The 25,356-nt window shown below is 72.8% G+C and carries 27 protein-coding genes; 18 read left to right on the forward strand and 9 right to left on the reverse strand.

The window, feature by feature from the left end:
* The first annotated feature begins 119 nt into the window (after nucleotides 1–119).
* The 6 genes from alr to tsaD are packed head-to-tail and all read left to right on the forward strand — an operon-like array spanning nucleotide 120 to nucleotide 5,184.
* Nucleotides 120–1,295: an alanine racemase gene (gene alr, locus AC3EU2_RS11640; protein ID WP_488176460.1), complete on the forward strand. Its 1,176-nt coding sequence runs from the start codon at nucleotides 120–122 to the stop codon at nucleotides 1,293–1,295.
* Nucleotides 1,295–2,578 (forward strand): alpha/beta fold hydrolase, encoded by a 1,284-nt coding sequence (locus AC3EU2_RS11645; protein WP_488176461.1) that lies wholly within the window; start codon nucleotides 1,295–1,297, stop codon nucleotides 2,576–2,578. The genes alr and AC3EU2_RS11645 overlap by 1 nt, the downstream gene beginning before the upstream one ends.
* Nucleotides 2,575–3,030 (forward strand): tRNA (adenosine(37)-N6)-threonylcarbamoyltransferase complex ATPase subunit type 1 TsaE, encoded by a 456-nt coding sequence (tsaE, locus tag AC3EU2_RS11650; RefSeq protein WP_488176462.1) that lies wholly within the window; start codon nucleotides 2,575–2,577, stop codon nucleotides 3,028–3,030. Before AC3EU2_RS11645 ends, tsaE begins: the two co-directional genes overlap by 4 nt.
* Nucleotides 3,024–3,683, forward strand: a complete 660-nt coding sequence (gene tsaB, locus AC3EU2_RS11655) for a tRNA (adenosine(37)-N6)-threonylcarbamoyltransferase complex dimerization subunit type 1 TsaB (protein ID WP_488176463.1) — start codon at nucleotides 3,024–3,026, stop codon at nucleotides 3,681–3,683. Before tsaE ends, tsaB begins: the two co-directional genes overlap by 7 nt.
* The gene (gene rimI, locus AC3EU2_RS11660; RefSeq protein ID WP_488176464.1) at nucleotides 3,680–4,144 is read left to right on the forward strand and encodes a ribosomal protein S18-alanine N-acetyltransferase; all 465 of its coding nucleotides are present in this window, start codon (nucleotides 3,680–3,682) and stop codon (nucleotides 4,142–4,144) included. The genes tsaB and rimI overlap by 4 nt, the downstream gene beginning before the upstream one ends.
* A complete protein-coding gene (gene tsaD, locus AC3EU2_RS11665) occupies nucleotides 4,141–5,184 on the forward strand; it encodes a tRNA (adenosine(37)-N6)-threonylcarbamoyltransferase complex transferase subunit TsaD (RefSeq protein WP_488176465.1) in 1,044 nt (347 codons plus the stop codon). Before rimI ends, tsaD begins: the two co-directional genes overlap by 4 nt.
* Before the next feature lie 120 nt (nucleotides 5,185–5,304).
* Here the strand turns inward: tsaD and AC3EU2_RS11670 are convergent, their stop codons facing one another.
* Nucleotides 5,305–6,597: a glycoside hydrolase family 3 N-terminal domain-containing protein gene (locus AC3EU2_RS11670; protein ID WP_488176466.1), complete on the reverse strand. Its 1,293-nt coding sequence runs from the start codon at nucleotides 6,595–6,597 to the stop codon at nucleotides 5,305–5,307.
* Between the two features lie 39 nt (nucleotides 6,598–6,636).
* On the opposite strand from AC3EU2_RS11670, the gene AC3EU2_RS11675 reads away from it, so the two are divergent.
* Together AC3EU2_RS11675 and AC3EU2_RS11680 are read left to right on the forward strand one after the other, a co-directional pair.
* Nucleotides 6,637–7,608 carry a nucleoside hydrolase gene (locus AC3EU2_RS11675; RefSeq protein WP_488176467.1) on the forward strand — a complete coding sequence of 324 codons (972 nt, stop codon included), beginning with the start codon at nucleotides 6,637–6,639 and terminating at the stop codon, nucleotides 7,606–7,608.
* The gene (locus tag AC3EU2_RS11680; protein WP_488176468.1) at nucleotides 7,608–8,438 is read left to right on the forward strand and encodes a PfkB family carbohydrate kinase; all 831 of its coding nucleotides are present in this window, start codon (nucleotides 7,608–7,610) and stop codon (nucleotides 8,436–8,438) included. Before AC3EU2_RS11675 ends, AC3EU2_RS11680 begins: the two co-directional genes overlap by 1 nt.
* Nucleotides 8,439–8,454: 16 nt before the next feature.
* On the opposite strand, the gene AC3EU2_RS11685 is transcribed toward AC3EU2_RS11680, so the two are convergent.
* From AC3EU2_RS11685 to AC3EU2_RS11695, 3 genes are all read right to left on the reverse strand, one after another.
* Complete coding sequence (locus AC3EU2_RS11685; protein WP_488176469.1) at nucleotides 8,455–9,693, reverse strand: THUMP-like domain-containing protein; 1,239 nt, start codon at nucleotides 9,691–9,693, stop codon at nucleotides 8,455–8,457.
* Between the two features lie 66 nt (nucleotides 9,694–9,759).
* On the reverse strand, nucleotides 9,760–11,205 hold the full coding sequence (locus AC3EU2_RS11690) for a SpoIID/LytB domain-containing protein (protein WP_488176470.1): 1,446 nt from the start codon (nucleotides 11,203–11,205) through the stop codon (nucleotides 9,760–9,762).
* A gap of 32 nt (nucleotides 11,206–11,237) precedes the next feature.
* On the reverse strand, nucleotides 11,238–12,050 hold the full coding sequence (locus AC3EU2_RS11695; RefSeq protein ID WP_488176471.1) for a GNAT family N-acetyltransferase: 813 nt from the start codon (nucleotides 12,048–12,050) through the stop codon (nucleotides 11,238–11,240).
* Between the two features lie 267 nt (nucleotides 12,051–12,317).
* Here AC3EU2_RS11695 and groES point away from each other — a divergent pair, with 267 nt between their 5' ends.
* The 4 genes from groES to AC3EU2_RS11715 all read left to right on the forward strand — a co-directional run bounded on the left by groES (nucleotide 12,318) and on the right by AC3EU2_RS11715 (nucleotide 16,798).
* Nucleotides 12,318–12,611, forward strand: a complete 294-nt coding sequence (gene groES, locus AC3EU2_RS11700) for a co-chaperone GroES (RefSeq protein WP_035940235.1) — start codon at nucleotides 12,318–12,320, stop codon at nucleotides 12,609–12,611.
* Between the two features lie 173 nt (nucleotides 12,612–12,784).
* Nucleotides 12,785–14,410 carry a chaperonin GroEL gene (gene groL / locus AC3EU2_RS11705; RefSeq protein ID WP_488176472.1) on the forward strand — a complete coding sequence of 542 codons (1,626 nt, stop codon included), beginning with the start codon at nucleotides 12,785–12,787 and terminating at the stop codon, nucleotides 14,408–14,410.
* Between the two features lie 346 nt (nucleotides 14,411–14,756).
* Nucleotides 14,757–15,761: a LacI family DNA-binding transcriptional regulator gene (locus AC3EU2_RS11710; protein ID WP_488179480.1), complete on the forward strand. Its 1,005-nt coding sequence runs from the start codon at nucleotides 14,757–14,759 to the stop codon at nucleotides 15,759–15,761.
* Complete coding sequence (locus AC3EU2_RS11715) at nucleotides 15,758–16,798, forward strand: class I mannose-6-phosphate isomerase (RefSeq protein ID WP_488176473.1); 1,041 nt, start codon at nucleotides 15,758–15,760, stop codon at nucleotides 16,796–16,798. Before AC3EU2_RS11710 ends, AC3EU2_RS11715 begins: the two co-directional genes overlap by 4 nt.
* Before the next feature lie 6 nt (nucleotides 16,799–16,804).
* On the opposite strand, the gene AC3EU2_RS11720 is transcribed toward AC3EU2_RS11715, so the two are convergent.
* Nucleotides 16,805–17,185 (reverse strand): hypothetical protein, encoded by a 381-nt coding sequence (locus AC3EU2_RS11720; protein ID WP_488179522.1) that lies wholly within the window; start codon nucleotides 17,183–17,185, stop codon nucleotides 16,805–16,807.
* On the opposite strand from AC3EU2_RS11720, the gene AC3EU2_RS11725 reads away from it, so the two are divergent.
* On the forward strand, nucleotides 17,176–17,571 hold the full coding sequence (locus AC3EU2_RS11725) for a helix-turn-helix domain-containing protein (RefSeq protein ID WP_488176474.1): 396 nt from the start codon (nucleotides 17,176–17,178) through the stop codon (nucleotides 17,569–17,571). The two genes, AC3EU2_RS11720 and AC3EU2_RS11725, sit on opposite strands and share 10 nt — an antisense overlap.
* Before the next feature lie 9 nt (nucleotides 17,572–17,580).
* Nucleotides 17,581–17,751 (forward strand): TetR/AcrR family transcriptional regulator C-terminal ligand-binding domain-containing protein, encoded by a 171-nt coding sequence (locus AC3EU2_RS11730; RefSeq protein ID WP_488176475.1) that lies wholly within the window; start codon nucleotides 17,581–17,583, stop codon nucleotides 17,749–17,751.
* Here the strand turns inward: AC3EU2_RS11730 and AC3EU2_RS11735 are convergent.
* The gene (locus tag AC3EU2_RS11735; RefSeq protein ID WP_488176476.1) at nucleotides 17,748–17,969 is read right to left on the reverse strand and encodes an RNA-binding S4 domain-containing protein; all 222 of its coding nucleotides are present in this window, start codon (nucleotides 17,967–17,969) and stop codon (nucleotides 17,748–17,750) included. The two genes, AC3EU2_RS11730 and AC3EU2_RS11735, sit on opposite strands and share 4 nt — an antisense overlap.
* Nucleotides 17,970–18,013: 44 nt before the next feature.
* Here AC3EU2_RS11735 and AC3EU2_RS11740 point away from each other — a divergent pair, with 44 nt between their 5' ends.
* The gene (locus AC3EU2_RS11740) at nucleotides 18,014–18,703 is read left to right on the forward strand and encodes an aspartate/glutamate racemase family protein (RefSeq protein WP_488176477.1); all 690 of its coding nucleotides are present in this window, start codon (nucleotides 18,014–18,016) and stop codon (nucleotides 18,701–18,703) included.
* A 276-nt stretch (nucleotides 18,704–18,979) separates the two neighbouring features.
* On the opposite strand, the gene AC3EU2_RS11745 is transcribed toward AC3EU2_RS11740, so the two are convergent.
* Nucleotides 18,980–19,267, reverse strand: coding sequence for a WhiB family transcriptional regulator (locus AC3EU2_RS11745; RefSeq protein WP_488176478.1), 288 nt, complete (start codon nucleotides 19,265–19,267; stop codon nucleotides 18,980–18,982).
* 180 nt (nucleotides 19,268–19,447) lie between these two features.
* Between AC3EU2_RS11745 and guaB the strand changes: the two genes are divergently transcribed.
* Both guaB and AC3EU2_RS11755 read left to right on the forward strand, forming a co-directional pair.
* Nucleotides 19,448–21,058, forward strand: coding sequence for an IMP dehydrogenase (gene guaB, locus AC3EU2_RS11750; protein ID WP_488176479.1), 1,611 nt, complete (start codon nucleotides 19,448–19,450; stop codon nucleotides 21,056–21,058).
* A 46-nt stretch (nucleotides 21,059–21,104) separates the two neighbouring features.
* Nucleotides 21,105–21,272 (forward strand): hypothetical protein, encoded by a 168-nt coding sequence (locus AC3EU2_RS11755; protein WP_488176480.1) that lies wholly within the window; start codon nucleotides 21,105–21,107, stop codon nucleotides 21,270–21,272.
* Nucleotides 21,273–21,278: 6 nt separating this feature from the next.
* On the opposite strand, the gene AC3EU2_RS11760 is transcribed toward AC3EU2_RS11755, so the two are convergent.
* Together AC3EU2_RS11760 and AC3EU2_RS11765 are read right to left on the reverse strand one after the other, a co-directional pair.
* Nucleotides 21,279–22,316 (reverse strand): P1 family peptidase, encoded by a 1,038-nt coding sequence (locus AC3EU2_RS11760; RefSeq protein WP_488176481.1) that lies wholly within the window; start codon nucleotides 22,314–22,316, stop codon nucleotides 21,279–21,281.
* 76 nt (nucleotides 22,317–22,392) lie between these two features.
* The gene (locus tag AC3EU2_RS11765; RefSeq protein WP_488176482.1) at nucleotides 22,393–24,036 is read right to left on the reverse strand and encodes a DHA2 family efflux MFS transporter permease subunit; all 1,644 of its coding nucleotides are present in this window, start codon (nucleotides 24,034–24,036) and stop codon (nucleotides 22,393–22,395) included.
* A 143-nt stretch (nucleotides 24,037–24,179) separates the two neighbouring features.
* On the opposite strand from AC3EU2_RS11765, the gene AC3EU2_RS11770 reads away from it, so the two are divergent.
* A complete protein-coding gene (locus AC3EU2_RS11770; RefSeq protein WP_488176483.1) occupies nucleotides 24,180–25,301 on the forward strand; it encodes a GuaB3 family IMP dehydrogenase-related protein in 1,122 nt (373 codons plus the stop codon).
* The last annotated feature ends 55 nt before the right edge of the window (nucleotides 25,302–25,356 follow it).

Raw genomic sequence — 25,356 nt, forward strand, 5'->3', positions numbered from 1 at the left:
CTCTAACGACCCTTGACGCTGACGTTGCGGGGCCCCACCACCGTGACGTCAGCGTGGACGGTTGCTCCAGCGACCCTTGAGGCTGACGCAGGCGGGGCCCACCTAGACTTGACCGCGTCATGACCACGTCAGCCGCCCCCGTCACCGCCGCGCCGCCCGAGGGTGCCTCGGCGTGGGTCACCATCGACCTCGACGCGATCTCCGACAACGTGCGCGAGCTCGTCCGACGGGCTCCCGGCGCCGAGGTCATGGCGGTCGTCAAGGCCGACGCCTACGGCCACGGGCTCGTCCACAGCGCCCGCGCGGCCGTCGCGGGTGGCGCCACCTGGCTCGGTGTCGCGCAGCTGTCCGAGGCGTTGGAGCTGCGGGCCGCCGGGGTCACGACGCGGGCCCTCACCTGGCTGTACCCGCCCGGAGCGGACTTCGCCGCGGCCATCGACGCCGACCTCGACGTCTCCGTGTCGGCGCCGTGGGCGCTCGACGCCGTCGTCGCCGCGGCCCGCGAGCGCGGGCGGGTGGCCCGGGTGCACGCCAAGGTCGACACCGGTCTCGCGCGCAACGGGGCCCTGGGCGAGGGGTGGACCGAGCTCGTACGCGCCCTCGGGCCCGTCGTCGCGGAGGGCGCCGTCGAGCTCGTCGGGGTCTGGTCGCACTTCGCCCTCGCCGACGCCCCCCGGCACCCGACCGTCCTGAACCAGCGCGAGCGGTTCGTCGAGGCGGTCGCCGAGCTGGAGCGGGCCGGCATACGCCCGTCGGTGCGCCACCTCGCGAACTCCGCCGCCACGCTGACGAACCCGGACGCGCACTTCGACCTCGTCCGGCCCGGCCTGGCCGTCTACGGCCTGTCGCCGGTGCCTGACCTCGGCGCGCCCGAGGACTTCGGACTGCGCGAGGCGATGCGCGTGACCGCCCGGCTCGCGCTCGTCAAGCACGCCCCCGCCGGGCAGGGCGTGAGCTACGGGCACGCCTACACGACGACCGCGGACACGATGCTCGGGCTCGTGCCCGTCGGCTACGCCGACGGCATCCCCCGCCACGCCGGCTCGGTCGGGCCGGTCGCCGTCGACGGCCGGCGGCTCACCGTGGCCGGCCGGGTCTGCATGGACCAGTTCGTCCTCGATCTCGGTCCGGAGTATGCCGGTGCCGCGGGTGACGAGGTCGTCATCCTCGGCCGCGGCGCCGACGGCGAGCCGACCGCGCAGGACTGGGCGGCGGCGATCGGCACCATCAACTACGAGATCGTCACCCGCATGAGCGGGCGCCTGCCGCGCGTCGTCGTCGGAGGTGGCGCCTGATGGCCGGGGTCGGCAAGGCGATCGGGCTCGGGGCTGCCGCTGCTGCCGCCGCCGGTGCGGCCGCCGCCGGGGTCGCCGCGGACCGGGCGGCCGCCGAGCGTCGCCGGCTCAGCAGCCTGGACCCGCGCGACGGGTTCGCTCACACGGCCGACGAGGTCCTCAAGGTCATCGCGACCGACGGGCTCAACCTGCACGTCGAGATCGACACCCCGGCCGACCTGGACCCCGACCTGCCGACGATCGTCATGTCGCACGGTTTCTGCCTCAGCCTGCGCTCGTGGGTGCTGCAGCGGCGGGCGTTCACGCAGGCCGGCTACCGGGTCGTGCTGTGGGACCAGCGCAGCCACGGCGAGTCCGAGGTCTCGGACATCGAACACTCGACGATCGACCAGCTCGCCCACGACCTGCGCGCGGTCATCGACGCGGCCTGCCCGGAGGGCCCGCTCGTCCTCGTCGGCCACTCGATGGGTGGCATGACGACGATGGCCATGACGCGCCACCACCCCGACCTCGTCCGTGAGCGGGTGATCGCCGTGGCGTTCATCGCCACGGCCGCCGGTGGCGAGGGGCTCACCGACCTCGGCTTCGGGCCGCTGGTTGGGCGGGCGATCGGCCAGGTCGGCCCACGGCTGCTGTCCCGGCTGGCGCCCCACCAGCGCTGGCTCGCCCCGGTACGGCGTCTCGGGCGCAACATCGAGGACGTCATCGTCGACCGCTTCTCCTACGACTCGCCCGTCAGCGAGGGGCTCATCCGGTTCACCGGAGACCTCATCCTCTCGACCCGCTTCGAGGTCATGGCGGCGTTCATCCAGGCGATCCAGACCCACGACGAGCTCGCCACCCTCGCGACGCTGGCCGACACCGAGGTGCTCGTCGTCAACGGCGAGGGGGACCTCCTCACGCCACCGGCCCAGAGCGAGAAGATCGTGGAGCGCCTCCCCGGCTCCGAGCACGTCATCGTCCGCGACGCGGGCCACCTCATCATGCTCGAGCACCCCGAGGTCGTCACCGGGCAGATCCTCGCCCTCGTCGACCGCGCCGAGGCGGACATCGCGGCCGGGCTCAGCGTCCAGCAGAAGCCGCGGGTGCGCCGGGTCGTCCTCGACATCGCCAAGGGCCGCGAGGTCCGGCGGTCCCGGGCGAAGACCGCGACCAGGGGCAAGGCCAAGAGCAAGACCCGATCCAGGGCCTCGGGCTCTGCGTCGGCATCGGCGTCGGCGGACGCGGACGCGGGCGCGGCAGGCGCGGTGGGCGCGACGGCCCCGGAGTCGGTGTCATCGTGACCGCTCGGGTGCTGGCGACGGCCGAGGACACCCGGTCCTTCGGTGAGGGCCTCGGTGCGAGCCTGCGCCCCGGTGACCTCGTCATCCTCACCGGCGGGCTCGGCGCCGGCAAGACCACCCTCACCCAGGGGCTGGCCGCCGGCCTCGGGGTGCGCGGCCCGATCACCTCGCCGACCTTCGTCATCGCCCGGGTCCATCCCTCGCTCGTGGGCGGGCCCGCCCTCGTCCACGTCGACGCCTACCGGCTGGCCGGCCTCGACGAGCTCGACGACCTCGACCTCGACACCTCCCTCGAGGACAGCGTCACCGTCGTCGAGTGGGGCCACGGGCTTGCCGAGGACCTCTCGGAGGACCGGCTCGAGGTCGTGCTCGAGGCCGACCCCGAGACCGAGGCCCGCACCGTCTCGGTCAGTGGCCACGGCGACCGCTGGCAGGCCGGCGCACCGTGCTGATCCTCGCCATCGACACGTCGACGTCCGCGATCACCGTCGCGCTGCACGACGACACCCGCGTCCTCGCCGCGGCGTCGCACCTCGACCCGCGCGCCCACACGGAGTGGGTCAGCCCGCTCATCGCGTCCTGCCTCACCTCGGCCGCCCTCACCCCGTCCGACCTCACCGCGGTCGCCGTGGGCAACGGCCCGGGACCCTTCACCGGGCTGCGCGTCGGCATCGTCACCGGCCTAACGATGGGCCATGCTCTCGGTGTGCCCGTGCACGGCATCTGCAGCCTCGACGTGCTCGCCGCCCAGGCCGCACCGGCCGTGGGGGACGGCGAGCTGCTCATCGCGACCGATGCCCGCCGCAAGGAGGTCTACTGGTCCCGGTATGCCGTCCGCTCCGGTCGCGCGGAGCGGCTCACCTTCCCGTCCGTCGAGCGACCGGCGGACCTGCCCGACGACGTGCGCTCGCTGCCCACGGTCGGTCGCGGCCCGGTCCTGTGGCCCGAGCTGTTCCCGAACCCCGTCCCGGTGCTCGACGTCGACGCCGCCGTCCTCGCGCGTCTCGCGGTGGAGCGGGTCCGGGACGGTGAGGAGATGCCGGTGGAGCCGCTCTACCTGCGCCGTCCCGACGCCCTGACGACCGCCGAGCGGGCGGCCCGATGAGCGCCCTGCGCGAGATGTCGTGGACCGACATCCCCGAGCTCGTCCGGCTCGAGACCGAGACCTTCCCCGACGACGCCTGGACCGAGGCCTCGTGGTGGGGCGAGCTGGCGGGTCGCCCGCGCCGCGACTACGTCGCGGTGGAACGCGACGGTGAGCTGGCGGCATACGCGGGCATCGACCACGGCGGCCAGGTCGCCGACCTCATGACGGTCGCGGTGGCGCCCGGGCACCGCGGATCCGGGCTCGGCGAGAGCCTGCTCGACGAGCTCGAGGCGCGCGCGGCAGCCGGTGGGGCCGAGGCCATGATGCTCGAGGTGCGGGCCGACAACGCACCGGCGCGGGCGCTCTACGACCGGCGTGGCTACGCGGTGCTCACCGTCCGGCGGCGCTACTACCAGCCGGGCGACGTCGACGCCATCGTCATGCGCAAGCTGTTGGGGGAGAGGGGTGCTGGGTCATGAGCGACCAGCCGCTGGTCCTGGGCATCGAGACCTCGTGCGACGAGACGGGTGTCGGCATCGTCCGTGGCGAGACGCTGCTCGTCGACGCCGTCGCGAGCAGTGTCGACGACCACGCGCGCTTCGGTGGCGTCGTGCCCGAGGTCGCCAGCCGGGCCCACCTCGAGGAGATGGTGCCGACGATCGAGCGCGCCTGCCGCGAGGCCGGCGTCGCCCTCAAGGACCTCGACGCGATCTCGGTGACCTCCGGCCCGGGCCTCGCGGGCTCGCTCATGGTCGGCGTGGCGTCGGCCAAGGCGCTGGCGCTCTCGCTCGGCATCCCGCTCTACGGGGTCAACCACCTGGCCTCGCACGTCGCCGTCGACATCGTCGAGCACGGGCCGCTGCCCGAACCGACGCTGGCGCTGCTCGTGTCCGGCGGGCACTCGTCGCTCCTGCTCGTCCCCGACGTCACGAACGACATCCGCAGCCTCGGCTCCACCATCGACGACGCCGCCGGCGAGGCCTTCGACAAGGTGGCGCGTGTGCTCGGCCTGCCGTTCCCGGGCGGGCCCCACATCGACCGCGAGGCCCGCGGCGGCCAGGTGAGCATCGACTTCCCCCGGGGCCTCACCACCGGACGCGACATGGAGCGGCACCGCTTCGACTTCTCCTTCTCCGGGCTCAAGACCTCGGTGTCACGCTGGGTGCAGGCGCGCGAGGCCGCCGGTGAGCCGGTGCCGGTCGCCGACGTGGCGGCGTCGTTCCAGGAGGCCGTCGTCGACGTGCTCACCCGCAAGGCGGTGCTGGCCTGCAAGGAGCACGGCGCCCAGCACCTGCAGATCGGAGGCGGGGTCGCCGCCAACTCGCGGCTGCGGGAGATGGCGCAGTCCCGCTGCGACGCGGCCGGCATCGAGCTGCGGGTGCCGCGGCCCGGGCTGTGCACCGACAACGGCGCGATGGTCGCCGCGCTCGGCGCCCAGATGGTGCTCAAGGGCCGGGAGGCCTCACGCCTCGACCTGCCCGCCGACTCGTCGATGCCGGTGACCCAGGTCCAGTCCTGAGGGTCGCCCGCGCAGCGGCTGTCGGGTCGCTCTCGTCGTGCCCTGTCGTTCCCGACGGCACAGGTCGCTGCGGCGCCATGTGCCCGCGAGATCGACGTGCCTGCGCGCGAGTGACCCGACTCAGCCGCAGCGGATGAGGCCCATCCGCTCCTTGAGGGCCAGCACCCGCAGGACCGACGTGTCGACGAGGGTCGCGAAGCCCTCGTCGGCCAGGGCCCGGGCGGCGAGCGCGTCGACCATCGGCGCCACCGACTCGGGGTCGCCGGTGAGCAGGAGGTCCCCGCCGGCCTCGACGTAGTCCACGGCCCGCTGCGCGACGGGGATCGAACGCACGGCCTGGGCGTTGATGTCGTCGGTGACGACGACCCCGTCGTAGCCCATCTGGCCGCGGAGCAGCCCGTTGATGATCGGCGTGCTGAACATCGCCTGCGTCTTCGTCGGGTCCAGCCCGGGGTAGCGGGCCGAGCTCACCATGACCAGCCCGGCCCCCGCCTTCACCCCTGCGGCGAACGGTGCGAGGAACGGGTCGTCCTTCGTCGCCACCGTGTCGGTGATGCCGGTCGTGTTGAAGTCGGTGTTGCGCGCGACCCGGCCGAGCCCGGGGAAGTGCTTGACGGTGCCCATGACGCCGCCGTCGATCATGCCCTGGAGGAAGGCCGTCGACGCCTTCGTCACGGTGCCGGGGTCCGAGCCGTACTGGCGCCCGAACTTCCCGATCGGCTCGTTCGCCCGGCCGATCTCGGCGGGGACCGTGTCCGTGACGGGGGCGAGGTTGACGTTGACACCGACGGCCTTGAGCTCGCGGGCCCACGTCGTGGCGGCGGCGGTGAGCTCGGGCGCCGACATCTGCGCCTGCACCTTCGCCGACGGGGGTGCGGTGAATCCCGCGCCCCGCAGCTGGCGCACCTCGCCGCCCTCCTGGTCGGCCGCGAGGAGCAGCGGAATGCCGGCCGTCGCGGTGTCCGTGGCCTGCTCCTGGAGGTGGGTGCTCGTCTCCTTGACCCGCGCCGCGCCGTCCCAGCCCCCGAGGTAGATGACGTTGCCGACGTGCTGCTCGGCGATGAGGCCGTCGAGGGCGGTCCGCGGCGCCGCCGTGTCGAAGGCGACCATCATGAGCTGGCCGAGCGCCTGCTCCTCGGTGAGCCCGGCGGCCTTCTCGCGTGCGCACTCGCCGGCGGTGACGGGACCTCCGGCGGACCCGGACGGGCTCGGGGCGATGGACCCGCCGGCCGTCGGCGGGGCCGTGCCCGTCGCGCTCCCGGTGACGCCTCCGGTGGCGCTTCCCGAGGTCGTCCCCGAGGAGCGGTCGTCCGTCGCGCCGCCGCCGCACCCGGCCGCGAGCAGCCCGACGAGGGAGGCGGCCACGGCGGCGGTCAGGCGGGGGAGGGGCGAGGAGGTGGAGCGCGACGTCACGGGAGCGACGCTAGCCGACGCACGGCATACCCTCGGTCCATGCCCACCCCCGTCATCCTCGACGTCGACACGGGCGTCGACGATGCGTGCGCCCTCATCCTCGCGAGTCGCCACCCCGGGCTCGACCTGCGCGCGGTGACCTGCGTCGGGGGCAACGCCCCCCTGCCTGACGTCGTCCGCAACACGCTCACCGTCCTCGAGGCCTGCGGGCGCGGCGACGTGCCGGTCGGCGCCGGAGCCTCACACCCCCTGCTCGAGCGCCCGGTGGACGCCCGCCACGTGCACGGCGACGACGGGATGGCCGACCTCGGCTGGCCCGCCCCGACGACCACCGCCGACCCCCGCCACGCCGTCGACCTGCTCCGCGACCGCATCGAGGAGGGCCACGCGGCGGGGGACCCCGTGACGCTCGTCCCGCTCGCGCCCATGACGAACATCGCGCTGCTCGCCCGGATGTACCCGGAGTCGTTCGCGCGGCTCGGGCGGATCGTCTTCATGGGCGGCGGCGCGAAGGTGAGCAACGCGACCGCCGCCGCCGAGTTCAACGTCTTCCACGACCCGGAGGCCACGGCGGTGGTGCTCGACGCGAGCGCCGACCACGACGTGCCGGTGACGATGTACGGGCTCGACGTCTTCTACGGGCCCCGCGTCACCCTCGCCGAGGCCGGGGTGCTCGCGGCCCTCGACGAGCGCGGCCCCGGGGCGCTGGCCGGCGGGCTGGTCCGCTTCATGAGCCACCGCTTCGGCACCGACAGCGCCACCATCGGCGACGCCGGTGCGGTGGCCGTCGTCATCGACCCGGGCGCGGTGCGCACCGAGCGGCTCCCGGTCCGCGTCGAGCTCGCGGGCACCTGGACGAGGGGGCGCACCATCGTCGACACCCGGGACTGGTCCGGCGACCTCGCCCACGACCCGCACGGCCTCGCCCACGCGCAGGTCGACGTGGCGCTCGAGATCGACGGGCCCCGGGTCGCGCGGCTCTGGCTCGACACGGTCACGGGCGGCCGCTGATGGGCCGGGTCATGGTCCTCGGCTCGCTCAACGTCGACCTCGTCACCCGCGTCGAGCGCCACCCGCGCCCGGGCGAGACCCTCCTCGGCGACGGCCTGAGCCGGCTCGCCGGGGGCAAGGGCGCCAACCAGGCGGTCGCCGCGGCCGCCGCTGGCGCCGAGGTGCTCATGGTCGGGTGCGTCGGGGACGACGCGGGCGGGACGGCACACCGAGATCGTCTTCAGGACAGGGGGATCGACGTGACCCGCGTGCGCGTCGTCGACGGTGTGGCCAGCGGCCATGCTCTCATCGCCGTCGACGACCACGGCGAGAACAGCATCATCGTCATCCCCGGCGCCAACGCGTCGCTGGGTGACGCCGAGGTCCACGCAGTGGACGACCTCGGTCCCGGTGACGTGCTCCTCCTCCAGCTCGAGGTCCCGCTGCCGGTCGTGTGCAGCGCCGCCCGCCGCGCCGCTCACCGGGGCGCGCGGGTCGTCCTCAACACCGCACCGTATGCCGCCCTGCCGGCCGACGTGGTGGCCCTTGCCGACCCGGTGGTCGCCAACGAGCACGAGATGGTCGCGCTCGCGGAGTCCGGGATCGAGCCCGGGTCGCTGCTCGTGACCTTCGGCGCCAACGGGGTGACCTGGGACGGCGCCGCCACACCCGCCCACGCCGTCACCGCAGCCGACGTCGTCGACACGACGGGGGCGGGCGACGCGTTCTGCGGCGCCCTGGCGGCGGCCCTGGCGGCCGGCGCGGACCGACCCGCGGCCCTCGAGGCGGCGCTGGCGGCCGGCGCCGCGGCGGTGCGCCACGAGGGCGCCCAGGTCGACCCGGTCCTCTGACCGGGGGGCGGGGCGGTCAGGCGGGGGAGACGATGAGGGCGGTGGGCGAGCCACCCACTCGCGTCAACACGACGGTCGCCTGCTCGCCACTCCCGGCACTGTTGCCGATCTTCAGGTCACGACGCAGCTGCTCGTCGTCGAGCCGGATCCCGCGCTTCTTGATCGTCAGGCCGGTGACCCCGTGCTCGCGGAGCCACGCACGCAGGGTCTTGACGGTGAACGGCATCGCCTCGTGGACGGCATACCGGCGGGTACAGGGACGCGTGACGTCGCGCGAGGTGAGGACGTAGCCGGTGCCCTCGTCGGACTCCACCCCCTCGGTCGCCCGCGTGACCGCACCGACGAGGCCGGCCCGGATGACGGCGCGGTCGACGTCGTGCAGCCACGTGCCGACGTCGGCCAGGGAGCCCGCGAGCGGGACCACCGGATCGGCCATCGACTCGTCGACGACGGCCGGGGTCGCGCCGGGACCCATCACCCGGGCGGTGCGCCCCCGATGAAGGGTGAGCGGGCCCCACCAGATCGCACACTCGACGACGTCACCGGCCCACGACGTCCACTGCGCCTCGGTCCCGACCGGGATCGCCGCGTGGTCGAGCCCTGGGCTGAGCTTGGCCCCCGTCGCGGGCACCGCGGCTGCAACCTGCTGGACGAAGTCCCACGGGGGCGAGATCTCGGCGAGGCTGAAGGTGCGGCGGGTCCGGCCGGTGATGTCGGCGACGCCACGCGTGCGTCGGGCCGGGTCGAGCCAGGCGCCGACACGGTTGCGGCCGGGGTCGATCCCGACGTCGACCTCCTCGGCGAGACCGACGCGGGCGCGGGAGTCGGGCCATGGACGGAGGTTGGCGTCCGCCACGGCGGCGGTGACCGGGTCGGCGTCGACCGCGTGCACGGTCACCCCCAGCGACGACAGCGTCACCGCGTCGGCACCGATGCCGCAGCCGAGGTCGTGGACCGTGGCCAGGCTGGCCCGGCTGAAGCGGTGGGCGTGCGCGACGGCGACCTCCAGCCGCGTCGCCTGCTCGAGCCCGTCCGGGGTGAACAGCATGTCAGCGGCGAACTCACCGAACTTCGCCTGCGCCCTGGCGCGCAGCCGCTGCTGGGTCAGGGCGGCCCCCGCGAGCTCGGGGCTGTGACCGGCGCGGCGCAGCCGCTCCTGGACGCTGAGGACCGTGGCCTCGCTGTAGGGAGGCAGCGACCGGAGCAGCTCCTGCCCATCCGGGGCGGCGAGGGCCCTGATCGTGCTGACGTCCACCCGTCAACCCTCTCATTCCTGCGCGAGGGTTCTCGCTCGGGAGCGGCGGCCGTCAGCTCCCGAGCATCAGCTCGCGCGCCCGGTCCGCTTGCCCACCCGTGGTCTCGAGCTGGCGCTGCCCGCGCCGGGATGGCGCGACACGGTGCCTGCCGTGTCGCGAACGAGGAGACCGACCACGACGAGGTCGGCGAACCCGTTTCCGGCCAAGCCCCCACCCACCGAGGCGGCGATCGTGCCGAAATAGGTGGACCGCAGTCCCAGTCCGGAGCGGAACGCCTCTCCCGTCAGCGTGACCGAGCCCGACGAGCCAGTCAGGGTCACCCGGGTCACGCGTCCTCCGAACCAGGCGCCCTTGCCGTCGCGGGCGAAGGCCAGCGACCGGAGCGTGCCGATCGTGGACCACCGGGCCTGGATCACGCTCGCCGTGACGTCCTTCCTGCTCCACGTGGTCGGGGCGCCGGGCACGGCGCCGTCATACGGGTCCGGTTTGGCCACCTGGTAGGGCAGGGAGGAACCGGTGATGTGGCCGCCGTTGCTCGACCCGAACTCCGTCAAGGCGACCTGGGAGCCGTATCGCAGGATCTGGCCCGTCGTCGCCGCCACGGCGGCATTGCTCGCCGTCGTCGCGGGGAGGGACGTCGTGAGCCCGGGGTAGACCTGGCAGGTCGTCGTGTCGCAGATGTCGCTCGAATAGGGCTTGCCCAGGCTCGCCGCGACGTACGAGCGCGCGGCGACGGACTGTGCCTTCACGGCCTCCGGGTGCCATGACGCGGGGATCTCGGCGGGGACCACGCTCTGCAGGTACCGGTTGGTGGACAGGTGGTTGACGGTGATCACCTGCCCGGTACCCGGTCGGTTGTCCGTGGTGGCCCGCATCCCCCCGCGGTAGTCACGGTTGCCACCCGGTGTGCGCAGGGTCAGCACCGAGCCGGCCACCGACCCGTCACCCACGAACATCAGCCCTGCCGCGGTGCCGAACCCCGTGCAGGGAGTGGGGAAGCCCCACCACCCGGCGGTCCCCGTCGCGCTGGTCCAGAACCCCTGCACCTGCCAGCGGCTGCCGCTGCGCAGGACCCGCCACGAGGTCGCGCCGGGCCGGGTGAGCGGAGCCGTGCAGGCGCCGTCGGTGAGCGTGAGCTGTGCCTCGGCCGCCACCGTGGTGGGCTGGCCCGTCATCGCGGTGAGGCGGACCCGGATCGTCGGGTCGCCGACCGACCCCAGGGTCGTGCCGGGGTAGTAGAAGCCGAGGATCTTCGTGAAGGTCAGTCCCTGCTCAGCTGCTCCTCGTGCTCCCCACTGGGACATGCCACGACCGTGACCGAACCCGCGCCCCTGCAGACCGAGGAGCGGGCTGCCGGTCGTGGGCGCCAGCCGCTTGTGAGAGGTGCGGGGCGAGTCCCGCGAGTACGGGGGGTCACCAGCCGGCGTGACGGACGCCGAGGCCGACGGGGCACCGGAGACCGCGACGAGGAGGCCGGCGAGCAGCGCGACGACGGTGGGGCGAGTCTGCATCGGGCCAGAGTGGCGTATGACTAGTCCTTTTGTCACCGCTTCCACACATATGGAGTCGTCGTCGTGACCTTGACGAGCCCGGACCGCTCGAGGATCGGCCGGGAGAACTCGGTCGAGTCGCTGTGGATGTAGCGCTTCCCGTGCCGGATCGCCGACCGGGCGCGGGCCGCCGTGAGCGCCCGGTAGATCCCGCGGCCCCGGTGCTCGGGGCGGGTGGCACCGCCCCAGATTCCGGCGAAGTCGGTGCCGTCGACCGGCTCGAGGCGTCCGGCGCTGACGACCTGCCCGGCGACCTCGGCGACCCACATCTCCAGGTCGTCGCGGGTGCGGAGGCGGTGCAGGACCTCCTCGTCGTGGGCCGCGGCGTCCTCGGGGTCGTCGCCGAAGACCTCCGCCTGCATGGCCAGCATCGGTCGGACCTCGGCCTCGTCGCTCACCCGGCGCACGGTCACCCCCTCCGGGAGGATGACGTCGACGGCGAGCAGGGCCGCGTCACCGACCATGACCGACTCGGTCTCCTCGGGCTCGAACCCGGCCGCGAGCAGCGCCGCGTGCAGGCCCGGGGCGTGGTCGTGCCCGCGGGACTTCCACTCGACCTTGAGGACCTCGGGCCGGGCGCGGTAGTGCTCCACCGCCGCGGTGACGAGCCCCCCGACCGTCTCTTCCGTCGCGGGCCCGGCGTCGGTGTCGAGGCTGCGGTAGGTGATGAAGCCGCGCCCGCCGAGGTAGGTCGCGAGGAGCAGCGGACCGACCGCCGTCGACGAGAGGGCCGAGGGGATCTCGGCGTCGCGGCGGAGCTGGGCGTCGTAGGCGGACAGCAGGCTCGCCGGGTCGGGTGCAGTCATGCGGGGAGCCTGTCAGGCGGGGCGGGAGCGCCGGCCACCGGATTGGCGCAGTCGCTGCGCCCTCGGCGAACAGCGGGAGAAGTTCTGGCACTCGAGTTGACCGAGTGCTAACCACGGACCTAGATTTGGGGCATTGGCACTCGCCTCGTGTGAGTGCCAGCGCACGCGGCTCGACTCGACCCCCGCGACGGCGATTCGGATCCACAGCACCGCAGCGCGTACGCACACATGTCCACCTTCGACTCATCCCAAAGGGGAGGTCACACAGTGTCGGTTTCCATCAAGCCGCTCGAGGACCGCATCGTCATCAAGTCGCTCGAGGCCGAGCAGACCACGGCGTCCGGTCTCGTCATCCCGGACACCGCCAAGGAGAAGCCCCAGGAGGGCGAGGTCCTGGCGGTCGGCCCCGGTCGCATCGACGACAACGGCAACCGTGTCCCGCTCGACGTCGCCGTCGGCGACCGCGTCATCTTCAGCAAGTACGGCGGCACCGAGGTCAAGCACGGCGGCCAGGAGCTTCTCATCCTGAGCGCCCGCGACGTCCTCGCCGTCGTCGGCTGATCGACGCACCGCCCGTGCCCTCGCGGCACACCTGAACCACCGCGTATGCCGTGGGCTCGCCTCCACGGTGAGCCCGCGGCATACGCGCATCTCGTTCCACCACTGCTTGCGTCTGCGTGGACGGCTGCCAGAGCCGCCACCGACGCAGACGCAACGACAAGAGAAGGACAAACATGGCCAAGGAACTGGAGTTCAACGACTCCGCCCGCAAGGCGCTCGAGCGTGGCGTCGACGCCCTCGCCAACGCCGTCAAGGTGACGCTCGGCCCGAAGGGTCGCAACGTCGTCATCGACAAGAAGTGGGGTGCCCCCACGATCACCAACGACGGTGTGACCATCGCCCGCGAGATCGAGCTCGAGGACGCCTACGAGAACCTCGGCGCCCAGCTCGCCAAGGAGGTCGCGACCAAGACCAACGACGTCGCCGGTGACGGCACGACGACCGCGACCGTCCTCGCCCAGGCCATGGTCCGCGAGGGCCTGCGCAACGTCACCGCCGGTGCCGCCCCGGCCGCGCTCAAGCGCGGCATGGACAAGGCCGTCGACGCCGTGTCCGAGCGTCTCCTCGAGAACGCCCGTGAGGTCGACGGGAAGGGTGAAGTTGCAGCGATCGCGTCGTTGAGTGCGCAGGACCCCGAGATCGGCGCCACCATCGCCGAGGCGTTCGACAAGGTCGGCAAGGACGGCGTCATCACCGTCGAGGAGTCCTCGACCGCGTCCACCGAGCTCGAGTTCACCGAGGGCATGCAGTTCGACAAGGGCTACATCTCCCCGTACTTCATCTCCGACGCCGAGCGCATGGAGGCCGTCCTCGAGGACGCCTACATCCTCATCAACCAGGGCAAGATCTCGGCGATCGCCGACGTCCTGCCGATCCTCGAGAAGGTCGTCCAGTCGGGCAAGCCGCTCGTCATCATCTCCGAGGACGTCGACGGCGAGGCGCTGTCCACGCTCGTCGTCAACAAGATCCGCGGCACCTTCAACGTCGTCGCCGTCAAGGCGCCCGGCTTCGGGGACCGCCGCAAGGCGATGCTCCAGGACATGGCCGTCCTCACCGGTGGCCAGGTCATCGCCGAGGAGGTCGGGCTCAAGCTCGAGTCGGCCGACCTCACCGTGCTCGGCCAGGCGCGTCGCGTCGTCGTCACCAAGGACACGACGACGATCATCGACGGCGCGGGCGACCGCACCGAGGTCGAGGGCCGCGTCGGCCAGATCAAGGCCGAGATCGAGCGCACCGACTCCGACTGGGACCGCGAGAAGCTCCAGGAGCGCCTCGCCAAGCTCGCCGGTGGCGTCTGCGTCATCAAGGTCGGCGCCCACACCGAGGTCGAGCTCAAGGAGAAGAAGCACCGCATCGAGGACGCCATCTCGGCGACCCGCGCGGCCATCGAGGAGGGCATCGTCGCCGGTGGCGGCTCCGCCCTCATCCAGGCCGTCAAGGTCATCGACACGCTCGGTCTCGAGGGTGACGAGAAGGTCGGCGCCGCCATCGTGCAGAAGGCCGCGGCCGAGCCGCTGCGCTGGATCGCCGAGAACGCCGGCCTCCAGGGCTACGTCGCCGTCGCCAAGGTCTCCGAGCTCGAGCCGGGCATGGGCCTCAACGCCGCCACGGGCGAGTACGAGGACCTCGTCAAGGCCGGCGTCATCGACCCGGTCAAGGTGACGCGCTCCGCGCTGCGCAACGCCGCGTCGATCGCCTCCATGGTCCTCACGACCGACACCCTCGTCGTCGAGAAGAAGGTCGACGAGGACGGCAACTCCGCGGGCCACGGCCACGGCGGCCACGGCCACTCGCACTGAGCCGTTCGCTCCTCACAGACGCGTGTGCCGCGTGCCTCCCCCCGGGGACGCACGCGGCATACGCGTTTCTGTGGCTCTGGTGTCGGGGATCCGGGGTCACCCACGCTGGGGTGGGCCCGGATCCGCGAGTCGGCCGATCTCCCGTGACCAGCCGTCCCGCCCCACCCTGCTGGCCCGTCGTCAACAGCGCAGCGCGAGACCCCCTTGTCCGGTGGGGACACGGAATCGGACAAGCTCGGGCACCGTGAGCGTGGGAGTCCGTGCTCACGTTGCCTCGGGGCACGGAGTTTGGTGTGATCAGGGAGTGACAGCGTTGTCAGGGAAGCGGACATCGGCCCGGCCGACCATGGCGGACGTGGCGGCGGAGGCGCACGTCTCCGTCAAGACGGTGTCGCGGGTCGTCAACCGGGAGTCCGGGGTGCGCCGCGACACCGAGCAGCGCGTGCGGGGGGTCATCGACCGCATCGGGTTCATGCGCCACGACGGCGCCCGCATCCTGCGTCAGGGCCGCACGCAGACCATCGCGCTCGTCGTCGAGGACCTCGCGAACCCGTTCTACTCGCAGATCAGCGCCGCGGTCGAGCGCGAGGCCCGCATCCGTCAGCACCAGCTCATCACGGCGTCGGCCGAGGGCTCGCCGACCCGCGAGCGGGTCGTGCTCGAGGGGCTCATCAACCGCCGCGTCGACGGGCTCGTCGTCGTCCCCGCCGGGGAGCAGCCGGTGGTCGACCCGACGGTGTCGGCGAGCGGCACCCCCATCGTCTACGTCGACCGTCCGGTGCGCGGCGAGCCGTGCGACACGGTGATCAGCGACAACCCGGGAGGGGTGCGCAGCGCCGTCGAGCACCTCGTCGCCAACGGTCACCGGCGGATCGCGTTCCTCGGGGACGACGCCGAGTTCTGGACCGCGCGGCAGCGGCGCGAGGCGTTCGTCGGCATCCACGACGCCCTGGGCCTGCCGGGCGACACCCGCGTGGTGATGGGCCCCCACACCGCAGACTCGCTCGCGACCCGGCTCAGCGCGTGGTCGCGGGAGCGGGCGCCGGTCACCGCCGTGATCACCGGCAACAACCGGGTCACCCTGGCCGCGCTGCACGCCATGCGCGCCGTCGGGGTCGAGATGGGGCTCGTCGGCTACGACGACTTCGAGCTCGCCGACCTCGTCGAGCCCGCCGTGACCGTCGTCCACCAGGACCCGGCGTCGATCGGCCAGAAGGCGGTCCTCCAGCTCTTCGCCCGACTGCTCGGTGACGAGTCGCCGGCCCAGACCGTCGTCATGCCGACCCGTCTCATCGTCCGGGAGTCCGGCCGGCTCCCCGCATCCGCACGTCTCCGGAAGGCTCTGCCATGACCGACACCCCGACCACCACGGCACCGGCCACGACCGCCACGCTGGCGGCCAACACCCCCCGTCGGTTCTACCGAGGCGGCGAACGGATCCTCGCCTTCCGCGGGCAGGAGGTGCCGGCGGACTTCGACGGCTACCGTCCCGAGGACTGGGTGGGCTCCTCCGCGCACCTCTTCGCCGAGGGGGGCGGGGGAGTGACGACCCTGGACACCGGGGTCCCGCTCCCGGACGCCCTCCGGTCCGACCCGCGCGGCTGGCTCGGCGCAGCGCACGTGGCCCGCTTCGGCGAGGAGCCGAACCTCCTCACCAAGCTGCTCGACAGCGGCGAGCGCCTGCCGGTCCACTCGCACCCGAGCCGGGAGTTCGCGGCCGCCCACCTCGACTGCGACCACGGCAAGACGGAGGCGTGGATCGTCCTCGTCGCCGAGCCCGGCGCGACCGTGTGGGTCGGCTTCCGCGACGAGCTCTCGACCGAGGCGCTCGCCGATCTCGTCGACGCGCAGGACGAGCGCCTGCTCGCCGCCCTCAACCCCATCGAGGTCTCCGTCGGCGACGCCGTGCTCGTGCCCGCGGGCCAGCCGCATGCCATCGGCGAGGGCGTGCTCATCCTCGAGCTCCAGGAGCCGACCGACTTCTCGGTCATGCTCGAGCACGAGCGGTTCGGGCTGGAGCTCGACCACGCCTTCCTCGGCCTGGACCGTCCGCTGGCGCTGCACAGCGTGGACCACGGACCGGTGACGGCCGAGCGGCTCGCGTCGCTGCGACGGCGGTGGGCCGACGTCGAGGGCCACGGGCCAGCCCTGCCCGACGAGGCGAGCGCGTTCTTCAGCGCCGAGGTCGTCCGGCCGGTGACGGGCGACGTCACCGTGCCCGCGGCATACGCGGCCGTCGTCGTCGTCGACGGTTCCGGCACGCTCACGTCCCGGCACGGCACCCGCGAGGTGCGGGCGGGCGACGTGCTGCTCGTCCCCCACGCAGCCGGTGACGTCACCGTGAGCGGCGACGTCACCGTCATCCGCTGCATGCCCCCCACCCCCTGACCCGGCTCAGCGCGGTGGCGCCGCGCTCGAGCGGGCCAGCCGGGGGAGCAGGTGCTCGAGCTGACCCACCTCCTCGATGTTGTGGCGGACCCAGGCGTGCGCCATGTCGTCCGGGAACCGTCGCCTGAGGTGGGCGTTCACCGGCCCCATGAGGGCACTGCGTGCGCCGATGTCCATCACGCTCACGTAGTGCGTGCCCTCGACGCCGGCGGACCACGTGTGCTCGAGCTGGAGGAGGATCGCCCCGGCGACCCGTGTCACCAGTCGGATGCCGGTCTCGTCGAGCTTCTCGACGCGGTCCACCACGTCGACGGCGTGGCGCGGGTCGCCACCGAAGGCCCCGACGAAGCGTTTCCTCAGCCGGACGGGAGGCGGACATGGCGACACGCCGACGGGGGGCCGAGCTCGACGACGCCATTCGTGCGGCAGCGCTGGAGCTGCTGGCCCGGGGCGGGCCGGCAGCGGTGACGATGGAGGCCGTCGCCAGCGCCGCCAAGACGAGCAAGCCGGTCCTCTACCGCCGCTGGCCGGATCGTCGCACCCTGCTGCGCGACACCCTGCCGACCATCGCGAGGACCGCGATCCCGCACGAGGACACCGGCAGCTACCGCGGTGACATGCCGGCGCTGCTGCGTGGGTGGGGGCCCTGTTCACGGGCCCGCAGGCCGCGATCCTGCGGGGCGTCGTCGCTGCGTCGGTCCAGGACGAGCAGCTCGCCCAGACCTTTCGGAGTGACGTCATCGGCTACCGCAAGGCGGAGATGTCGGCCCTGATCGCCCGTGGTGTCCAGCCGGGGGGACGTCCGCGTGGACGTGCCCGTCCACCTCGCCCGCGAGCTGGGACAGAGTGTTCTGTGGCACCGGCTCCTCTTCACCGGTGACCCCATCGACGACGACCTCGTCGTGGAGCTCGTGGACGAGGTCCTGGTGCCCTTCGTCGCACCCCGGGCCTAGAGCTCCCGGATGACGGCGAAGGTCTCGCCGGCGTAGCGGACGGTGTCACCGGGGCGCACCTGGCGGCCCCGCCGGGTGTCGACCTCACCGTTGACCTCGACCTCGCCCGCCTCGATCACGGCTCGCGCGTCGGCGCCGTCCTCGACGACCGACGCGAACTTGAGGAGCTGGCCGAGGCGGATGCTCTCGCCGGCGATCGGGATCTCGGTGGGGGTCACGCGACCAAGGATAGGTGCGTCACGACGTGGCCTAGGGTGCGAGCATGCGCATGCTCGGAGTGCTCGGCGGGATGAGCTGGACCAGCACGGCCGCCTACTACCGCGGCCTCAACCAGGGCGTCGCGGCCCGGCTCGGCGGCCACCACTCGGCACGACTCCTGCTCCACAGCGTCGACTTCGACCCGGTCGTTCGGGCCCAGCACGACGGCGACTGGGACGTCGCCACCGCCGTGCTCACCGACGCCGCGCGGGGCCTGGCGGCCGGCGGCGCGGAGGCGATGCTCCTCGCGACCAACACCATGCACAAGGTCGCGGACGCCGTACAGGACGCGGCCGGTGTCCCGCTGCTCCACATCGCGGACCCGACGGCGGACGCCCTCATCGCCGACGGGCGCAGGAGCGTCGCCCTGCTCGCGACGCGGTTCACCATGGAGCAGGACTTCTACGCCGGGCGGCTGCGCGAGCGCGGGCTCGACGTGCTGGTCCCCGCGGAGGACGACCGGGAGACGGTGCACCGGGTCATCTACGACGAGCTCGTCCACGACGTCGTCCGCGAGGAGTCGCGCACGGAGTACCTGTCAGTGGTCGAGCGTCTCGCCGGCCGTGGCGCCGACGCCGTCATCCTGGGGTGCACCGAGATCGGCCTGCTGCTCGGCCCCGGCGACGGCGTCCTGCCGCAGTACGACACCACGGCGCTGCACGTGGGGGCCGGGGTCGACTGGCTCTGCGCCTGACCTCCCAGCGGCAGCGGTCACCTCTGCGTCTGCGCCGTTGGTGAGAAACCTGACCAACCACGCAGACGCTGTGGTGTGCCGGACCGGGCGCCCGTCGCCCGTCGCCCGTCGCCCGTCGCCCGTCGGTCAGGGAGGGCAGAGGTCATGCCCGGGTGGCTGGACGGTTCTCCCTGATCCAGACCAGCCACCCGGGCACGTGCGGGGCGCCGGTCAGCCGGGAGTGTCCCTGGTCACTCCCGGCCGGCCGGCGGCGCGCTCAGTCGGTCCTGACGGCGGTCAGCTCGCGAGCTCGCGCTGGTTGATGATGCGAATCCGCTCGTCCTCGGTCATGCCGCCCCAGACGCCGTAGGGCTCGCGGGACGCGAGGGCGTGCTCCCGGCACCGCTTGAGGACGGGGCACGTGTCACAGACGGCCTTGGCCCGGTCGTCGCGGCTGCGGCGCTGGTTGCCGCGCTCGCCCTCGGGGTGGAAGAAGACCTCGGGGCTCACCTGACGGCAGTGACCGTCGAACTGCCACTCCCAGACGTCGAGCGTCGGCTTGGGCGGTCGTGCGATGTCAGTCATGACCCCTCCTCCGTCCGGTCGACGCGTCGTCGCGCCGGCCATCCTCCGCGTCCGTGCCGCGCAGCATCAGGCTAGGAACGGGTTGGCATGCAGCGGGTCTTGCCCGAGTAAAATATTGGCAAAGTCGGGCCGCCCCGTGGCCGACTCCGACCGTGTCCGCGGCTGGCCTAGACTTGCGCAATGAGCCTTGGTGTCGACCGCCCCACCCACCTCGAGGCCGAGTCCGGCGCCCCGGCGCCGACGTCTTCATCCGGCGCCCCGGCGCCCCGGGCCGCCGAGGCCGTCACCCAAGGACTCCCGGCACCGTTCGCCGAGCTGGGCCTGACCTACGACGACGTGCTGCTCCAGCCCGGCGAGACCGACGTCATCCCCAGCGAGGTCGACACCACCTCGCGCCTCACCCGCGAGATCAGCCTGCGGGTGCCGCTCGTGTCGGCGGCGATGGACACGGTCACCGAGGCGCGGATGGCCATCGCCATGGCCCGCGAGGGCGGCCTGGGGATCCTCCACCGCAACCTCTCGGTCGAGGACCAGGCCTACCAGGTCGACCTCGTCAAGCGCACCCAGACCGGCCGCATCTCCAACCCCGTGACGATCGGCCCGGACGCGACGCTGGAGGACCTCGACGAGCAGTGCGGGCGCTACCGCGTCTCCGGCCTCCCCGTCCTCGACGAGGGCCGCCACCTGCTGGGCATCATCACCAACCGGGACCTCCGCTTCACCCCGGTCGCCGAGTGGGCCACGACCCTCGTGCGCGACGTCATGACGCCGATGCCGCTCTTCACCGGCCCCGAGGACATCGGGCACGAGGAGGCGACGAGCCTGCTGCGGCAGCACAAGCGGGAGCGCCTGCCGCTCGTCGACGCCCAGGGCCGCCTCACCGGCCTCATCACGGTCAAGGACTTCGTCAAGTCGGAGCAGTTCCCGCACGCGAGCAAGGACGTCTCCGGCCGCCTGCTCGTCGGTGCCGCCGTCGGCTACTTCGGCGAGTCCTGGCAGCGGGCCACGACCCTCATCGAGGCCGGCGTCGACGTCCTCGTCGTCGACACCGCCCACGGCCACGCACGCCTCCTCCTCGAGATGATCGAGCGGCTCAAGAAGGACCCGGCGACCAGTCACGTGCAGGTTATCGGCGGCAACATCGCCACCCGTTCCGGTGCGCAGGCCCTCATCGACGCCGGCGTCGACGCCGTCAAGGTCGGGGTCGGTCCGGGCTCCATCTGCACCACGCGCGTGGTCGCCGGCGTCGGCGTCCCTCAGGTCACCGCGATCCACAACGCCGCGCAGGCGTGCGGGCCGGCCGGCGTCCCGCTCATCGGCGACGGCGGCCTCCAGTACTCCGGCGACATCGCCAAGGCGCTCGTCGCCGGGGCCGACTCGGTGATGATCGGCTCGCTCTTCGCGGGCTGCGAGGAGTCGCCGGGTGAGCTCGTCTTCATCAACGGCAAGCAGTTCAAGGCCTACCGCGGCATGGGGTCGCTCGGCGCGATGAGCTCGCGGGGCAAGAAGTCCTACTCCAAGGACCGCTACTTCCAGGCCGACGTCACGAGCGACGACCGGATCGTCCCGGAAGGCATCGAGGGCCAGGTCGCCTACCGCGGACCGGTCGGGGCCGTCGCCCACCAACTCGTCGGCGGGCTGCACCAGTCGATGTTCTACGTCGGCGCGCGCACCGTCACCGACCTCAAGGCCAAGGGCCGCTTCGTGCGGATCACGACGGCCGGGCTCAAGGAGAGCCACCCGCACGACATCTCCGGCATCGTCGAGGCGCCGAACTACTCGTCCCGCTGAGCCCCGTGGGCCACACTGGGGTCACCGACGACCACGAGGAGTCCCCGTGCCCGAGTCCGACCCCCACCCCACGGACCTCGCGCACCGTGTGCACGTCGACCTGCCGCGGATCGCCCCCGAGCAGATGACGACGTCGCAGCAGACCGAGCCGCCGCCCGACCCCACCGGGGGGCGCGACGTCGACACGGAGTTCATGATCCGCCACTTCGGCTGATCGGACTCAGCCCGCGGTGAGGCGCTCGCTCCACGACGCGAGCGCGACGCCGCCCTCGGCGGTCCGGTCGACCGACGCCGCGGCGAGCATCGCGTGGCCGACCGCCCGCGTGACGCAGTCCGCGGCGGCCGTCTGCAGCCGGACGAGGTCGATCTCGTCCGGTGCCGGGCCGTCGCCCGTCGCGAGGGAGAACAGCGTGTCCCCGTCGTATGCCGTGTGCACCGGTGACAGGGCTCGCGCGAGGCCGTCGTGGCTCACCTCGGCGAGCTTGCGGCACTGGACCTTGGTCAGCGTCGCGTCCGTCGCGACCACCCCGATCGTCGTCGCGGTCCCGGCGCGCAGCTCGTCCACCTCGGCGGAGCGCTCCTCCCAGTAGGTCCGGACCTGCTCGGGGTCGGGAGCGGGCACCCGGCCGAACTCGTCCGCGAGACCGGAGCGGACGGCATACAGGCTGCCGTCCCGGTCGCAGGGGGAGCCCATCGCGTTGACGACGACGAGCGCTCCCACCGTCACGCCGTCGACGACCGCGCTCGCCGATCCCACGCCGCCGCGCAGGCCACCGGAGCGCGCCCCGGTCCCCGCGCCGACCGCGCCCTGAGCCACCGGTCCGTCGTGCGCTCCCGCGTAGGCCGTCCGCCCGTCCGCCGCGTCCGGGTGGTGACCGAAGGCGCCGCCGCGACCCAGGTCGAAGACCGCCGCGGCCGGGACGACGGGCACGACCTCGTCGGGCTCGCCGACGCACCAGCCGAGCCCGGCGGCGAACGCGCCGTGGAGGGCCCCGTCCGCGCAGGCGAGCCCGAACGCGCTGCCGCCGGCGAGGACGACGGCGTCGACGCGGTCGACGAGGCAGGTCGGGTCGAGGAGGTCGGTCTCTCGCGTCCCCGGTGCGCCGCCGCGGACCTCGACGCCGCCGACCGTCCCCGGCGGCGGCACGACGACCGTCACGCCGGTGAGCCAGCCGGGCTCGTCGCGGGTGACGTGGCCGACGAGCACCCCGGCGACGTCGGTGATGGCGTTGTGCCGACCGGGCAGGGGCGCGTCCATGGGCCCAGCATGCCGAAGGCCGGCCCACCCGAGGTGGACCGGCCGTCGACGGGGCGCGCGGGGCGTCAGCGCAGGGTCAGTGCAGGATGACCGGGGGAGCGACCTCGCGGGCGTCGGCGTCGTCGAGCAGGTGGCTCTCCTCGTGCTTGCGCGGCAGGAACGCCGCCGTGACGAGGGTGAACGCGACCATGATCGCGGCGACGAAGAACGTGCTGCCGAACACCTCGCCCATCGCGTTCTGGACCGCGGACTGCAGCGCAGCCTGGCCGGCCGCGGCGTCGTCGCCGAAGCGCCCGAGGATCTCGCCGACGAGCGGGAACTGCTGGAGCAGCGACGGCGTGTTGGCGGGGTCCTGGGCCGAGGCCTCACCGAACGCGGCCGCCTGCGACACGAGCGGCTCGTTGCGCAGGCCGTTGGTGAGCACGACCGAGATGATCGCGACACCGATCGAGCTGGCGACCTGCTGGCTGATGTTGAGCAGGGTCGAGCCGCGCGCCACCTGGTGGGAGGTGAGCGTCTTGATGGCCGACGTCATGAGCGGCATCATCGTCGCGCCCATGCCGAGGCCCATGACGAAGAGGACCGGGATGAGGTAGCCCCAGTAGGACGTGTCCCCGTCGACCTGGGTCAGGCCGAACATGCCGAGGGTGATCGTCGCGAGGCCGAAGGGAACGATGCGGCCGACGGGGAGCTTGTCGGCGAGCGCCCCGGCGATCGGCATCGTGATCATGGCGCCCAGGCCCTGCGGGGCCACGAGCAGACCGGCGTCGAGCGCACCCTCACCACGCACCGTCTGGAGGTAGGTCGGCACGAGGAGGAGGCCGCCGAAGAACGCGCCGGCGAAGATGAACATCGTGACGATCGACCACGTGAGGTTGCGGTTCTTGAACAGCCGCAGGTCCAGGAGCGGGTGCTCCGGGCGGAAGCTGTGGAAGACGAAGGCGGTGATGAGCGCCAGGCCGGCCCCGGCGAAGCCGAGGACCTTGGGCGAGCTGATCGTGCCCTCCTCGGGGATCGAGGAGACGCCGTAGAGGAAGAAGGCCAGGCCGGGGCTCATGAGGGCCATGCCGAGCCAGTCGAAGGACTCGGTGGGCTCGGGGGCGTCCTTGGCCAGGGCCCACTGCGCGTAGACGAGCGCGGCGATGCCGAGCGGCAGGTTGATGAGGAAGATCCAGTGCCAGGACACCTTGTCGATGAGCCAGCCACCGAGGATCGGGCCACCGATGGGGCCGAGGAGCATGGGGATGCCGAGGATGGCCATGAGCCGACCCATCCGGGCCGGGCCGGCGGCGCGGGTCATGATCGTCATGCCGAGCGGCATGAGCAGACCGCCACCGAGACCCTGGACGACGCGGAAGAGGATGAGCATGTTGATGCTCGTCGCCGCGGCGCACAGCAGCGAGCCGGCCGTGAAGAGCAGCAGCGCGAGCATGTAGAGGCGCTTGGTGCCGAAGCGGTCGGCGGCCCACCCGGTGAGCGGGATGACGGTGGCCAGGGCCAGCGTGTAGGCGGTGACCGTCCACGCGACCGTGGAGTAGGGCAGCGGGTTGTCCTCGCCGGTGAAGGTCGTCTGGAGGTCCGGCAGGGCGACGTTGACGACGGTGATGTCGAGGATTGACATGATGGCGCCGAGGACGACGACACCCGCGATCTTGAGGACGGCACCGTCGATCTTGTCGGGGTACTCGGTCTGGGCAGGGCTGGACGCAGGAGTGGACAAGGAAGGGTCTCCTCGGGAGAGCAAAAGGATTATGGGGTTCGGCGACGGTGCCGGGGCGCGGGAGAACCGCAACGTTTCATTGTGCTCCTGCCCGAGCGCCGGGCGCCAATCCGTTATTCCATGGCCGTGGTTAGGCTCGGGGCGTGAACGAGATCGAGATCGGACGTGGCAAGCGTGCCCGGCGCGCCTACTCCTTCGACGACGTCGCGGTGGTGCCCTCCCGGCGCACCCGCGACCCCGAGGAGGTGTCGATCGGGTGGCAGATCGACGCGTACCACTTCGCCCTCCCCGTCATGGGGGCGCCGATGGACTCGGTCATGTCGCCCGAGACCGCGATCGCCTTCGGCCGCCACGGTGGCCTGCCGGTCCTCGACCTCGAGGGGCTGTGGACCCGCTACGAGGACCCGGCGCCGTTGCTCGCCGAGATCGCAACGCTGGAGCCGGCGCTCGCGACCGCGCGGATGCAGGAGATCTACCGGGCCGACATCCAGCCCGACCTCGTCTCCGAGCGGCTCCGGACGATCCGGGAGGCCGGCGTCACCGTCGCCGGTGCGCTCACCCCGCAGCGCACCCAGCAGCTCTGGAAGACGGTCGTCGACGCCGGCGTCGACCTGTTCGTCATCCGCGGCACCACCGTGTCCGCCGAGCACGTCTCGGGCCGCACCGAGCCGCTCAACCTCAAGCGCTTCATCTACGAGCTCGACGTCCCGGTGATCGTCGGCGGTGCCGCGACCTACTCGGCCGCGCTCCACCTCATGCGCACCGGGGCGGCCGGGGTGCTCGTCGGCTTCGGTGGCGGGGCCGCGCACACGACCCGCCGCACGCTCGGCATCCACGCCCCCATGGCCTCGGCCATCGCCGACGTCGCGGCCGCCCGCCGCGACTACCTCGACGAGAGCGGCGGTCGCTACGTCCACGTCATCGCGGACGGGGGCGTCGGGACGAGCGGCGACATCGTCAAGGCCATCGCGTGCGGATCCGACGCGGTGATGCTCGGCGCCGCCCTGGCCCGGGCGACCGAGGCGCCGGGGCGGGGCTTCCACTGGGGCCCGGAGGCCCACCATCCTGAGCTGCCGCGCGGCGAGAGGGTCGAGGTCGGGGCGGTGGCCTCGCTCGAGGAGGTCCTCTTCGGCCCGAGCCGGATCGCCGACGGCACGACGAACCTCGTCGGGGCCCTGCGCCGCGCCATGGCGACCACGGGCTACACCGAGCTCAAGGACTTCCAGCGGGTCGAGGTCGTCGTCTCGCCGTACGGGAGCGACTGACCGAACGAGTGGGGCGCAGGTCTCACCCGCGACGGGTGTCGCCGCGGCGGCGAGT

Source organism: Knoellia sp. B-D-2 (assembly GCF_057714695.1).

Excerpts from the sequence above, each read along its gene's own strand:
- alr (WP_488176460.1), top strand. The coding sequence starts at position 120 with ATGACCACGTCAGCCGCCCCCGTCACCGCCGCGCCGCCCGAGGGTGCC.
- AC3EU2_RS11645 (WP_488176461.1), top strand. The coding sequence starts at position 1,295 with ATGGCCGGGGTCGGCAAGGCGATCGGGCTCGGGGCTGCCGCTGCTGCC.
- rimI (WP_488176464.1), top strand. The coding sequence starts at position 3,680 with ATGAGCGCCCTGCGCGAGATGTCGTGGACCGACATCCCCGAGCTCGTC.
- tsaD (WP_488176465.1), top strand. The coding sequence starts at position 4,141 with ATGAGCGACCAGCCGCTGGTCCTGGGCATCGAGACCTCGTGCGACGAG.
- AC3EU2_RS11675 (WP_488176467.1), top strand. The coding sequence starts at position 6,637 with ATGCCCACCCCCGTCATCCTCGACGTCGACACGGGCGTCGACGATGCG.
- AC3EU2_RS11680 (WP_488176468.1), top strand. The coding sequence starts at position 7,608 with ATGGGCCGGGTCATGGTCCTCGGCTCGCTCAACGTCGACCTCGTCACC.
- AC3EU2_RS11690 (WP_488176470.1), bottom strand. The coding sequence starts at position 11,205 with ATGCAGACTCGCCCCACCGTCGTCGCGCTGCTCGCCGGCCTCCTCGTC.
- AC3EU2_RS11695 (WP_488176471.1), bottom strand. The coding sequence starts at position 12,050 with ATGACTGCACCCGACCCGGCGAGCCTGCTGTCCGCCTACGACGCCCAG.
- groL (WP_488176472.1), top strand. The coding sequence starts at position 12,785 with ATGGCCAAGGAACTGGAGTTCAACGACTCCGCCCGCAAGGCGCTCGAG.
- AC3EU2_RS11710 (WP_488179480.1), top strand. The coding sequence starts at position 14,757 with ATGGCGGACGTGGCGGCGGAGGCGCACGTCTCCGTCAAGACGGTGTCG.
- AC3EU2_RS11715 (WP_488176473.1), top strand. The coding sequence starts at position 15,758 with ATGACCGACACCCCGACCACCACGGCACCGGCCACGACCGCCACGCTG.
- AC3EU2_RS11725 (WP_488176474.1), top strand. The coding sequence starts at position 17,176 with ATGGCGACACGCCGACGGGGGGCCGAGCTCGACGACGCCATTCGTGCG.
- AC3EU2_RS11740 (WP_488176477.1), top strand. The coding sequence starts at position 18,014 with ATGCGCATGCTCGGAGTGCTCGGCGGGATGAGCTGGACCAGCACGGCC.
- AC3EU2_RS11745 (WP_488176478.1), bottom strand. The coding sequence starts at position 19,267 with ATGACTGACATCGCACGACCGCCCAAGCCGACGCTCGACGTCTGGGAG.
- guaB (WP_488176479.1), top strand. The coding sequence starts at position 19,448 with ATGAGCCTTGGTGTCGACCGCCCCACCCACCTCGAGGCCGAGTCCGGC.
- AC3EU2_RS11760 (WP_488176481.1), bottom strand. The coding sequence starts at position 22,316 with ATGGACGCGCCCCTGCCCGGTCGGCACAACGCCATCACCGACGTCGCC.